The sequence below is a fragment of the Lachnospiraceae bacterium oral taxon 096 genome (assembly GCA_018141845.1).
Taxonomy (GTDB): Bacteria; Bacillota; Clostridia; order Lachnospirales; family Lachnospiraceae; genus F0428.
In genome coordinates this window covers 2,099,273-2,111,795 of sequence record CP073340.1, presented here as the reverse complement: position 1 = coordinate 2,111,795, position 12,523 = coordinate 2,099,273, and the positions used below count along the sequence as shown (strand labels likewise).

The 12,523-nt window shown below is 41.1% G+C and carries 10 protein-coding genes; 7 read left to right on the top strand and 3 right to left on the bottom strand.

Features of this window, described 5'->3' with window-relative positions:
* Positions 1-60 precede the first annotated feature (60 nt).
* From J5A74_10195 to J5A74_10175, 5 genes are all read left to right on the top strand, one after another.
* Complete coding sequence (locus J5A74_10195) at positions 61-1,197, top strand: VanZ family protein (protein QUI95721.1); 1,137 nt, start codon at positions 61-63, stop codon at positions 1,195-1,197.
* A 90-nt stretch (positions 1,198-1,287) separates the two neighbouring features.
* The gene (gene leuC, locus J5A74_10190; GenBank protein QUI95720.1) at positions 1,288-2,673 is read left to right on the top strand and encodes a 3-isopropylmalate dehydratase large subunit; all 1,386 of its coding nucleotides are present in this window, start codon (positions 1,288-1,290) and stop codon (positions 2,671-2,673) included.
* 15 nt (positions 2,674-2,688) lie between these two features.
* The gene (gene leuD / locus J5A74_10185; protein QUI95719.1) at positions 2,689-3,282 is read left to right on the top strand and encodes a 3-isopropylmalate dehydratase small subunit; all 594 of its coding nucleotides are present in this window, start codon (positions 2,689-2,691) and stop codon (positions 3,280-3,282) included.
* 78 nt (positions 3,283-3,360) lie between these two features.
* On the top strand, positions 3,361-4,692 hold the full coding sequence (locus J5A74_10180; GenBank protein ID QUI95718.1) for a glycosyltransferase family 2 protein: 1,332 nt from the start codon (positions 3,361-3,363) through the stop codon (positions 4,690-4,692).
* Between the two features lie 7 nt (positions 4,693-4,699).
* Complete coding sequence (locus J5A74_10175; protein ID QUI96891.1) at positions 4,700-7,090, top strand: glycoside hydrolase family 3 C-terminal domain-containing protein; 2,391 nt, start codon at positions 4,700-4,702, stop codon at positions 7,088-7,090.
* Between the two features lie 49 nt (positions 7,091-7,139).
* On the opposite strand, the gene J5A74_10170 is transcribed toward J5A74_10175, so the two are convergent.
* Genes J5A74_10170 through J5A74_10160 form a run of 3 tightly spaced genes read right to left on the bottom strand, consistent with a single transcriptional unit; the run spans position 7,140 to position 10,689 of the window.
* A complete protein-coding gene (locus J5A74_10170; protein QUI96890.1) occupies positions 7,140-9,380 on the bottom strand; it encodes a molybdopterin-dependent oxidoreductase in 2,241 nt (746 codons plus the stop codon).
* A gap of 49 nt (positions 9,381-9,429) precedes the next feature.
* Positions 9,430-9,894, bottom strand: a complete 465-nt coding sequence (locus J5A74_10165) for a (2Fe-2S)-binding protein (GenBank protein QUI95717.1) — start codon at positions 9,892-9,894, stop codon at positions 9,430-9,432.
* Entirely contained in the window at positions 9,895-10,689 is a 795-nt protein-coding gene (locus J5A74_10160) for an FAD binding domain-containing protein (protein QUI95716.1), read from the bottom strand.
* A 161-nt stretch (positions 10,690-10,850) separates the two neighbouring features.
* On the opposite strand from J5A74_10160, the gene J5A74_10155 reads away from it, so the two are divergent.
* Positions 10,851-12,095, top strand: a complete 1,245-nt coding sequence (locus J5A74_10155) for a threonine/serine exporter family protein (GenBank protein ID QUI95715.1) — start codon at positions 10,851-10,853, stop codon at positions 12,093-12,095.
* Complete coding sequence (locus J5A74_10150; protein ID QUI95714.1) at positions 12,092-12,496, top strand: acyl-CoA thioesterase; 405 nt, start codon at positions 12,092-12,094, stop codon at positions 12,494-12,496. The genes J5A74_10155 and J5A74_10150 overlap by 4 nt, the downstream gene beginning before the upstream one ends.
* Positions 12,497-12,523: the final 27 nt, after the last annotated feature.

Sequence of the window (12,523 nt, the reverse complement as noted above, 5' to 3'; positions counted from 1 at the left end):
GGTTTCTGCCCAAGAATTTTTGTTATTTAGTGTAGAATGAGAAAGCTGGAGTAAAAGAAGATGCAATTTTATGTGAGAGTTTTAACACAGGCAATGTTCATTTATCCGCTGATTGTGTTGATAGTGACCATTCCCTATGTTATTTATAATTATTTTAAGTATGGGTCAGTATGGAGTATACGCATATTTGTGGTTTACTCATTTATTTTGTATATGCTCTGTGTGTATTGTTTAGTTATTTTACCTTTGCCCTCTGCACAGGAGGCCGCAAAACTACATGGGCATAAGAGAGAGCTAGAAGCATTGCAGTTTATCCCTAAAATTTTTCAACAAGTACATATCGAAAAGGATGACCCAAGAACATGGATCAATTTATTGAAGAGTCCTGCCTTTATGACCAATTTACTCAATGTTTTTATGACGATTCCGTTTGGAATGTATTTGCATTATTATTTTAAAAAAGGAGTGATAAAGACAACCATTTATTCGTTCTTTCTTTCCCTCTTTTTCGAGTTGACACAGCTTTCGGGGCTATATTTTATCTATAAGGGAAGTTATCGACTCTTTGCGGTGGACGATTTGATCTTTAATACGATGGGGGGATTTTTGGGATTTTTCATTGTTTGGCCGTTTATGGCATTTTTGCCGAGCAGAGAAGAGATTGATGCGACAAGTTACGAGAGAGGAAAGAGTATTTCTTTGCCAAGAAGGTTGATTTCTTTGATGATTGACTTAGGTCTACTCGGTGTAGTTGTTTGGGCTTTGAGGCAATTTGGGATCTTCATAAGTAGAGTGGAATTTTATGGGATTGTGGTTCTTGCCTACTTTAGTATTTTGCCAATTTTTACTAGAGGAAGAACCATTGGAAAATTCTTGACCAAGACAAGAATTCGAGGAAAGAAAAAGGCGAGAGCTTTGCCTTGGTATTCCTATTTTTTGCGCTATGGAAGCTTGGAATTGATTGTATTTTGGATTCCCAATCTTCTTTTTTATGCTATGCTCTATTTGGCTGAGAGAGAAGGAGTACAAGATAGTGTGCAGTTTGTACTTCTTTGTCTATTGAGTGGCGTGTATATTCTCTATTTCTTTTTGGCAGCAATTAAGGTCTTGATGAAAAAGAGATTATTTTATGAACGCTGGTCAAAGACAAAGATTGTCAGCACTGTGGAGTGGGATGAAGAAGATGAAGAGGAATAGCTACCATAACAGAAAGTTGCTTGAAATCTAAGCATCTTCTTAGTAAAATAGGGAGACAACAATAAAAAATTTCTAAAAAGAGGAAATACTATGAGTGGAAAATCAATATTTGACAAGGTCTGGGATAGACATGTCATTACAGGAAAAGAGGGCGAACCTCAGCTTTTGTATGTAGACCAGCACTATATTCATGAAGTAACTAGCCCACAGGCTTTTGAGGGACTCAGAGAGAAAAATCGAAAGTTGAGAAGACCAGAGTTAACTTTTGCTACCTTCGATCACAATATTCCGACAGTGGATATTTTTAAGATTGATGATGAAATTTCCAAGTTACAGCTCGATACATTGGCAAAAAATGTCAAAGAATTTGGTGTACCTTGTGCAGAGCATGGCTCAGAAAAACAGGGTATTGTTCATATGATTGGCTCAGAGACAGGAAGAACACAACCGGGAAAGGTCATTGTCTGTGGGGATAGTCATACGGCAACCCATGGTGCATTTGGTGCAATTGCCTTTGGTATTGGTACGACGGAGGTTGAACATGTCTTTGCCACTCAGTGCATTTGGCAGGTGAAGCCAAAGAAGTTGTTGGTGAAGTTTACGGGTAAGCCACAACCTGGCATTGGTGCAAAGGACTATATTCTGGCTCTAATTGCAAAGTATGGCGTTTCTTCTGGTTCGGGATATGCAGCTGAATATACAGGAGAGGCAATTGAGGCCTTAAATATGGAGCAGAGAATGACCATCAGTAATATGTCCATTGAGTTTGGGGCAAAGGTGGGAATGATCAATCCAGATCAGACGACATTTGATTATTTGAGGGGAAGAGAGTGTGCACCAAAAGACTTTGATGCGGCTGTAGAAGATTGGAAGACTTTGGTTTCTGATCCAGATGCAAAGTACGATAAGGTGATGGAAATTGATGTGTCAGAGCTTGCACCGATGGTTACCTGGGGAACGAATCCAGGTATGGGGGTAGCTTTTGGCGAGAAATTCCCAGAAATTCGCGATGTCAATGATGAGCGTGCCTATGACTATATGGGAGAAAAGCCAGGACAGACGATCGACCGGATTGATATTGGCTATGTATTTATTGGTTCTTGCACCAATGGTCGTCTCTGTGATCTTGAAGAGGCAGCAAAGTATGTCAAGGGAAAGCATATTGCATCGACACTGACAGCGATTGTTGTTCCAGGTTCAAGACCAGTAAAGCGTGCTGCAGAAGAGTTAGGACTTGATAAAATCTTTATCGATGCTGGCTTTGAGTGGAGAGAGCCAGGTTGTTCGATGTGTCTTGGTATGAATCCAGACCGTGTAGCTCCAGGTGTGCATTGTGCATCTACTTCAAACCGAAACTTTGAAGGACGACAGGGAGCAGGGGCAAGAACACATCTTTGCTCTCCAGCTATGGCAGCAGCGGCGGCTATTTATGGCCATTTTGTAGATGTAAGAAAATTACCAGAATCTTTAGTGTAAGAAGGGGGCAGTCTGATGGAAGAATTTAAGATTTATACTGGAACGACAGTTCCTTTGATGAACAATAATATTGATACCGATCAGTTGATGCCAAAGCAATTTTTAAAGAGCATTGAGAAAAAGGGATATGCGAAGTATTTGATGTATGATTGGAGATATTTGGATGATAAGATGACAGAGAATCCAGATTTTGTCTTCAACAAACCAGAGTACAAGAAGGCGACCATTTTGATTTCAGGTGACAACTTTGGCTCAGGATCTTCAAGAGAGCATGCGGCCTGGGGACTGGTCGATTATGGATTTCGTGTGGTGATTGCTGGATCATTTAGTGATATCCACTACAATAATGAGTTAAACAATGGGCTTTTGCCAATTGTACAACCGCTGGAAGTGAGAAAAAAATTGGCTAGCTTAAAGCCAAGTGATGAGGTGACGATTGACCTTCCAAATCAAAAGATTATTTCTCCAGTTGGAGAGTTCTCATTTGATATTGATAAACAATGGAAGTATAAGCTGGTGAATGGACTGGATGATATTTCCATTACTTTGGAGCACGATGGAGAAATCACAAAATATGAAGAGCATCGCCCGTCCTATTGGCAATCATAAAGAATATCGTTTGGAGAGTCGCAGGGAAATTTTCTTTGTGGCTCTCTTTTTGCAAAGTAAACAAAAGAGGATAGATAAATGAAGGTAAGTATTATTGTTCCTGTGTACAATGCACAGGAATCATTGAGACGCTGTATTGATAGCGTACTTGGACAGGAATTTCAAGATTTTGAATTGTTGCTGATGGACGATGGCAGTCAGGATGAAAGTGGAGTGATTATTGATGAATATGCAAAAAAAGATTCCAGAGTGTGTGCCGTACACAAGAAAAATTCTGGTGTTTCGGATACCAGAAATCAAGCATTGGATAGAGCAAAAGGTGAGTATATTCAATTTTTGGATGCCGATGACTGGATTAGTTCCGATGCAACAAAGTTATTTGTACGAAAGGCTGAAGAGACCAATGCTGATATGGTGATTTCTGATTTTTATCGTGTGGTGGGAAAGCATATTTCGGTCAAGGGCGATATTGATACAGAGGATGTGATGACTAGACAAGAATATGGCGATCGCATGATGGAGAATCCTGCAGATTACTACTATGGTGTCATTTGGAACAAATTGTTTCGAAGAGAAATTTTAGAAAAGTATCATTTGCGAATGGATCGAGACATCAGTTTTTGTGAGGATTTTATCTTTGCAATGGATTATATTTTACATTGTGAGCGAATTGTGGCACTCAATGCTCCAACCTACTACTATGTAAAGACAGAAGGCTCATTGGTTGCGAAAAATATGAATTTAAAAAAGATTGCAGCGATGAAGTGGAGTGTCATGCAATACTACGATGATTTTTACCAAAAGTTGCATACAGAAGAAGAATACAAAAGCCGAAAATTGGAGATTTTGTCTTTTTTAATTGGATTTTCAAAGGATGATGCCAGTATTCCTGGCATTCCAGGCACAAAGCGACTGGGAGAGGAACTTCCAGCGGTCTATCTCTTTGATCGTCTTCCAGACAATATTTTTGTCAATCATTACTATAAAAGCAAATTGATCTCTCGCTATTTGACGGCGATCGGTCTTCGCTACAATTTGAAGATGGAAGATGTTGCTGTGTTGATGGTCTTACATTTTGTAAAGACTGGTGCAACCATCAAGGAGATTGCGAATTATTTGGATAGATCTCAGGCAATGATTCTGGCTACGGTACAGAAATTGATCTGGAAAAAGATGGTACAGATTCAAAAGGTGGAGATTACCAATAGTGTTTATACATTGGATGCAGAGGCAATGAAGATTGGGAGGGACATTGAACAGGCTATAGCAGATTTTCATGCGGTGTGCTATCAGGGAATGAGTAAAGAAGATAGAATAAAGTATCAGCAATTGGAAGAATGTGCAGAAAAAAATATTCAGCGTATTCTCAGTGATCCAAATCGAGGAATGATGAGTGAGCAAACAGAGTAAATTATGGATGGAGCAGATGACTTTGCCAGAAAAGGCGGCCATCTTATCGGGGAAAAATGTCTGGGAGACCAGGGGGATCAAGCGATTGGGAATTCCGTCCATAACCCTTTCTGACGGTCCTCATGGCATTCGAAAGCAGAACACAGCGGGAGACCATTTGGGAATGCAAGAATCGATGAAGGCCACTTGTTTTCCGACGGCGGCAACGATGGCGAACAGTTGGGATGAGCAATTGGCTGAGGAAGTTGGAGAGGCACTTGGGCAGGAGGCAAGGCATCAGGGAGTAGACATTTTGCTTGGTCCTGGAATGAATATCAAGAGAAATCCACTGTGTGGTCGCAATTTTGAATATTTTTCAGAAGATCCCTATTTGACGGGAAAAATGGCGGGAGGATATATTCGTGGAATACAGTCGATGGGCATCTATGCTTGCCCAAAGCATTTTGCAGTCAATAGTCAAGAAGATGACCGAATGTCAATGGATGCCATTGTTGATGAGCGTGCACTTCGGGAGATTTATCTGAGTGCTTTTGAAATGGCCATTTGTGATGCAAAAGCGAAATCTTTGATGACCAGTTACAATAAGGTTAATGGGATTTATTCTAATGAAAATCCCTATCTTTTAAAGAAAGTTTTGCGGAGAGAGTGGAATTTTAAGGGAATGGTTGTCACAGATTGGGGTGGAAGTTGCGACCATGTCAAAGGGGTAAAGATGCGTTCTAATCTGGAAATGCCTGCTGCAGGCTTAGCTTCGGCAAGAGAATTGTTGGAGGCATTAAAAGACCATAGACTTTCGAGACGGGAACTAGATATTGCTGTCTTGGATTTACTGAATGCCATTGATGAATTGAGCCAGAAAAAGCCAATGGATGTTGATATAAAGGCACATCACTGTTTGGCCAGAAGGGCAGCGGCACAAAGTGCAGTGCTGCTAAAAAATGAGGGCAAAGTTTTGCCACTAAAAAAAGGTCAGTCGGTTGCCCTCATTGGAGATTTTGCCTTTTCTCCTCGGTATCAAGGGGCGGGATCTTCACTTGTTCGGCCGACAAAATTAGAAAATAGTGTGGACTGTGCTAAGCACTTTGGACTTAATGTGGTTGGCGTTGCATCAGGATATGAGAGAAATGGACTGCCCAATGTAAAAAAAATGTTTGATGCAATGTGGTTAGCTAAACGAGCGGATGTGATCATCTATTATATGGGACTTACAGAGAGCAGTGAGACTGAGGGACTAGATCGAAAGCATATGAAAATCCCAAGAAATCAATTGGATGTGTTGGCTGCATTACAGAAGATGAATCAAAATATTGTGGTGGTACTCAGTGGTGGCTCAGTGGTAGAAATGGATTGGCAAAAGCACTGTAGGGCGATCGTTCATGGCTATTTATCAGGTCAGGCAGGGGCATCAGCGATGATGGAGGTGTTGACAGGAAGAGTCAATCCATCGGGGCATTTGGCGGAGAGTTATCCAATGAAATACGAAGATGTTTCCATTTTTGGTAGAGAAAGCCATAAAAATGTACAGTATAGAGAGAGCATCTATGTTGGCTACCGCTACTACGAAAAGAGGAATATCCAGCTATCTTTTCCATTTGGATTTGGACTTTCTTACACCGATTTTTTGTATAGAAATTTGCAGGTTGATGATAAGGGCATTCATTTTTTTATAAAAAATGTGGGAAAATTTGATGGGGCAACGGTGGCCCAGATGTATATTGGCCTTGCAAAGAGCAAGGTTTTTCGAGCAAAGAAGGAGCTAAAGGGATTTACCAAGGTTTTTTTAAAGCGGGGAGAAGAAAAGCAAGTGGATATTTGCTTTGATCAGTATAGCTTTCGATTTTGGAATGAAAAAATAAAAAAATGGGATGTAGAGCCTGGGGAATATGAGATTTTTGTCGGCGAAAGCTGTGAAGATATTTGGTTGAGAGGAAAGATCATAAAGAAAAATGTGCATTGGCAGGGAAAGAGTCAAGAGGAAATATTGCCACATTACTACAGTGGAAATACCCCAAAGGTGACAAAAAAAGAATTCTTAAAATTACTCCATCGAGTGTCTAAAAAGGAACAGTGGAATGCAGATTTGAGTGTAGATGATACGGTGGGGCAACTTTATTATGCAAAGAGCAAACTTGCCAGGGGAATTTATCGCTATTTGGTAAGAAAGAAAAATCGCAGGCAGATGATGGGAAGCTTGGATTTAAATTTGTTGTTTGTATATCATATGCCATTTCGAAGCTTAGCAAAGATGAGTGGAGGGCGAATGAGTATGGAAATGGTTTGTGCCCTACTTCAGATGGTCAATGGACATTTATTTGTGGGTTTATGGGAATTTTTGGTTGCTACACTGAATAATCGCATACAAAATCAGAGATATCAAAGATATCTGGACAAAAAATAAAAAAATATCCTAGCCAAGATGCAGAGTGATGCACTGGCTAGGATATTTTTTAGTTATCTGATTTTTTCATTGCGATCTGACATGGTGTAATTGGCAATTCTCTGTGCCATACACCTGTTGCACGGTAAATGGCGTGAGCAATGGCAGGACCAGGTGTATTGATGACAATTTCACCAATGGATTTTGCTCCAAAAGGTCCTGTTGGCTCAAAGGTGTGCTCGAATTCAACTTGAATGCGTCCGACATCAAGTCGAGTTGGAATCTTATATTGCATAAAGGAGTTCTCAATGAGAGCACCTGTCTTTGTATAGTTGAGGTTTTCAGTTAAGGTATGCCCTATAGCTTGTGCAAGACCACCCTCTGCCTGCACTCTGGCAATGGCTGGATTGAGGAGTGTACCACTGTCGACAACCGCCTTTGTGTCGAGAAGTTTGACCTCTCCTGTGAGACGATCGAGCTCAATTTCCACCATGGTGACCATAAATGGAGGTGGGGATACAGGCGAGTAATGTGTCTCTGTTACATCGAGGGAAATATTATTTCCACATTGAGACTTGGTGGCAATCTTTTGAATGCTCAGGGTTTCTCCTGTACTGATGCGAGAAACCTGACTTCCCTCAAAGCGAACATCACTTTCTGCACAGTCAAACATCGTTGCGGCAAGTTTACAGATATTTTCGACCAGCTTTCTACCAGCTTTTTCTACAGCCTTACCTGTAATATAGGCAGTTGAAGAGGCGTAAGATCCAGAGTCATATGGAGAAATATCGGTATCCGCACCGAATACAGCAATATCTTCCATAGAACACTGCAAAACTTCGGCAGCAATTTGAGCCAAAGTGGTATCACAGCCAGTACCCATGTCCGCAGCACCAATGATGAGATTATAAGTTCCATCATCGCCAAGGCGAAGAGTTGCTGATCCCACATCGACATTGGATACACCTGATCCTTGCATCGACATCGCAACGCCGGCACATCTCACTTTTCCATTGCCCATATCACGGACAGGGTATTTCGCATTCCAGTCAAAGATTTTTCTACAGGTATCCATACAGCGATCAAGGGCACAAGAATTGGCAATTTCATTGTAATAGGCAGGCATTTGCATTCCCTGCTTGACCATATTGATATCGCGAAGAAGTGTTGGATCCATTCCCAATTTCTCAGCAAGCTCATTGACAGCACTTTCTACCGCAAAAGTTCCCTGAGTTGCTCCATAACCTCTATAGGCACCAGAGGCCTGACGGTTGGTGTAGACAACATCATAGGCAAAGCGATAGGCTTCTAAGGATCCGCTGTAGAGAGGGATGGACTTGTGCCCAGAAAGACCAACCGTTGTTGGTCCATGCTCGGAGTAGGCACCAGAATTGGACAAAGTGTAGATGTCAAGTGCACGAATTTTTCCCTCTTTACTTGCTCCAAGGCGAACATGAACTTCCATTTCGTGGCGAGGAGAACCAGCAATTAAAGAATCTTCTCTTGTATAAATAATTTGTGCTGGTCGTCCAGTTTTCATTGTGACAAAAGCAGGATATACTTCGCTCACAGAGCTTTGCTTTGCACCAAATCCACCGCCGATACGAGGCTTTTCTACACGAATTTTACTCTTTGGAATGCCAAGGGCATTAGAAAGAATTCGGCGCACATGGAATACAATTTGAGTGGAAGAGATAACATGAAGCCTTCCAAAGCGGTCAAGTTTGGTGTAGGTGCGAAATGTCTCCATCATTGTTTGGTTATAGGCCTTAGTGTGATAGGTATGGTCAATGACAATATCAGAATCGGCGAGAATCTTTTCGATATTGCCATTTACATCACTTCCTGTGGCCACAAGATTTCTTTTATTGTCGGCACCAACGGGGCAGAGTGCCTTCCAATTTTCTTCTGGGTGAACGAGAATTGGATTGTCCTTTGCAGTGTGAAAGTCAAGAATGGCTTCTAAAACTTCGTATTGTACTCTGATTAATTTGAGGGCACGGTCTGCTGCTTTTTCATTTTCGGCAGCCACGATGGCAACGACATCACCAACAAAGCGAAGGTGGCGATCAATAATTAATCGGTCATAGGCAGATGGCTCGGGATAAGTTTGACCAGCATTGGTGTAGCGCAAATTTGGTACATCCTGCCAGGTGTAAATATCCACTACCCCTTCCACATTTTTTGCCCTAGAGGTATCAATTTCCTTGACTATTGCATGGGCATGTGGACTTCGAAGAAGTTTTACAATCAAGGCATCCTTTGGGACAATATCGTCCATAAACAACGGCTTTCCAAGTAAAAGTTGCATGGAGTCTGTCTTTCGAATAGATTGATTGACATGAGTAAATTGCTGCATATTACACCTCAGCTTTCTTCTTGGTATTTAAGTAGTTTCGAATGCCTCTTAATTGTCCCTCGTATCCTGAACAGCGACAGAGATTGCCAGCTAAGAAGTCCTTAATTTCATCATCACTTGGGTCAGGATTTTCTCGAAGGAGGGCAATTGTATTCATAACAAATCCAGGATTGCAAAAACCACATTGTTCGGCGGCCTGATCAGCAATAAATCCGATAAATTCATTTGCTTCATCTTGGAGTCCCTCAAGAGTTTGTACATTGTGATTGGCTGCACGAGCAGCAAGTATAGAGCAAGAAAGAACAGGCACATTGTCCATTAAAACAGTGCATAACCCACAGTTGGCGGTTTCACATCCTCGCTTTACACTGAAACAGCCATGTTTGCGGACAAAATCGATGAGTAAAAGATCGGCATCGATCTGGTCAGTAATAGTTTTGCTATTTAAAGTCATTGTAATTTCCATTTAATTTTCATTTCCTCTCAATTCCATTGTGCAACGAGTCGTCAACACCTCAGCTAGTTGTCTGCGGTATTCCCTTGTTCCGCGGACATTACTCTGTGTGGTAACTTGCTCGGCAACATATTTGCCAAAGGATTTGGCACTTTCTTCTGTGATTCCATTGTCAAGAAGATGATTTTCATCAAAGAAAACCATTGCTTTTCCGGGGCGTGCCCCGATGACCGCTCGCACTTTTTTATCAATGCAGGAAACTGCACAATTGAGCACAGGAAAATCGGTACGCTGAATGCGAACGGATTGATAGGCAATCGCACAATTTGATTTTTTTACCATGATGCGAACAAGAATATCATTGTCAAAGGGAAGATTTACAAATTGAGAAAGAGGGATTCTTCCAGCCTTGTAAAGTTCTACCTCGGCATCAAGTGCTAAAAATAAGGTTAATACATCAGAAAAGCCAAAGCGAGCCCACAGACTTGCACCGATGTTTGCCAGATTTCTAAATTGCACACCAACAATATCTTTGACTGCTTTTTGAGCAGCATTTTGACAAAAGGCATTGAAGGCTTTGTGTTGTTCAAGCTGTCGAAGAGTGGTCATTGTTCCGAATATGAATTCTTCACTTGTTTCTTCAATCGTGTTGAGATTGAGGTCACATAAATCGATGGCGGTTTGAAGATGACCACCTTGCATTTTCAACCAGAGCATGCCACCAATAATCTTGTTCGCTTTTTTTTGATTTAGAGTATAGGCTTCTTCTAGACTCTGTACACGAACATAGTTTTTAATCGTTTTCAAAAAAATTCCTCCTTGTTTACAAGTACAAATATCTGTCTCTATTATAGCAATAGAAAGTGCATCTGCATAGAGAGATATGTTTCGTATAAAAATGTCAAGTTGCATAACTGTTTAGAATGTGCTATCGTGAAAACACTAGATTATGTCCAGGGGGCAGAAAAATGAATATACAAAAATCAGAATTGGATGCTGTAGTAGAGGCAGGAAGAATTTTGGTGACGAGTGGTGCAGAAGTGTATCGTGTAGAAGAGACCATGAAACATATGGCGGAAGTCTTTGGAATTACAAATTTTGAATCCTATGTTGTCAATGGCGCAGTGATTGTATCAGGTTGTACTCGAAGGGGAAAAGCAGAGGCTAGAGTGGCCAATGTCATTGCAATCTCGGTCAATTTGGGGAAATTAGAGGCGGTCAACGCACTTTCTAGAAGTTTAAAAGTGGGAATAAGAGTCAATTCGCAGTATGTCCAGATGCGATTAAAAATGATTGAAGAGATGAAGGGGTATTCGTATATTTGGGTATTGATCGCCTATTTTATTGGTGCATTGGGATTTTCTTTGGCATTGGGAAGCTCTTGGATGGATTCCATAGTTTCTGGTGTTGCAGGAATGAGCCTTGGTCTTGTGATGGTTCCGATGCAAAAGTTTGTTAAGGCACAATTTTTACAAACCATTGTCGGAAGTGCGGTGGTTACTTTTGTTGCCTGTGTTCTTCATTGGATGGGACTTGGAGAGCATATTGGATTGATGATTTTGGGTGCGTTGATGGTGATGGTTCCAGGGGCAGCCTTTGTCAATTCTGTTCGAGAGTTTTCGCAAAATAATTATTCTACGGGGTTGACACTATTGATGTCAGCATTGCTCACAGGAATTTCCATTTCGGTTGGTGTGGCAATGGTCATTGCTCTTTTACCCTTTGCCAATCAGATGTCAGAAGTGTTTTCTGGAGATATTCAAGGGATATCGGGGTGGGTTGTGCGAGTAGTGAGTGCAGGTGTTGGCACAGTGGCTTTTGCACTACTCTATGGAACACCGAAGCGTTACTTTTGGGATTTATTTTGGGTGAGTGCGATGTCTTGGCTGTTATATTTAGTTTTTAATCTTTATCTTAAGCAAGAAGTTCTTTCCACTCTCCTTCCGGGGATTATTGTGGTTCTGTGTTCGAGAGCACTTTCAGTACGAAGAAGATGTCCAATGACCATATTTTTGGCAACGAGTATCTTCCCATTGGTGCCAGGACTTAGCTTTTATCGTGCGGTATATTTTTTGATTGTGGGGCATGAGATGTTGGCCTTGCAATATATGCACAGTTGTGCAACATCCGCGTTTACCATTATTATGGCCATCAGTGTGGTGCAACAAATGCCCATCAAATGGTTTCAATTTATGAAGAAAGGAAAAAAATGAGACGAAGAGTACAGTATTACGAGACAGATCGCATGGGAATTACGCATCACTCCAATTATATTCGTTGGTTTGAGGAGGCGAGAATTGATTTTTTGAGAGAAATGGGGTGGGGGTATGATAAGCTCGAGGAGATGGGCATTATGATTCCTGTGACTTTGGTGGAATGTAAGTACAAGAAGTCGACAACCTTTGCGGATGAAGTAGAAATTACAGTAGAAATTGAAAAATTTCAAGGTGTTCGCCTCTGTCTAAATTATCAAATTAAGAATGACAAAGAGGAAGTGGTGTGCACAGGAAGATCGGAACATTGCTTTTTAAATCCACAGGGAAAGGTGTTGAGGTTGGAAAGAGAATATCCGAAGTTTTATCAAGATTTAAAGAAACTAGAGAAAGAGGAATAAAAATTGGGGCTGCAAAAATGCAGCCCT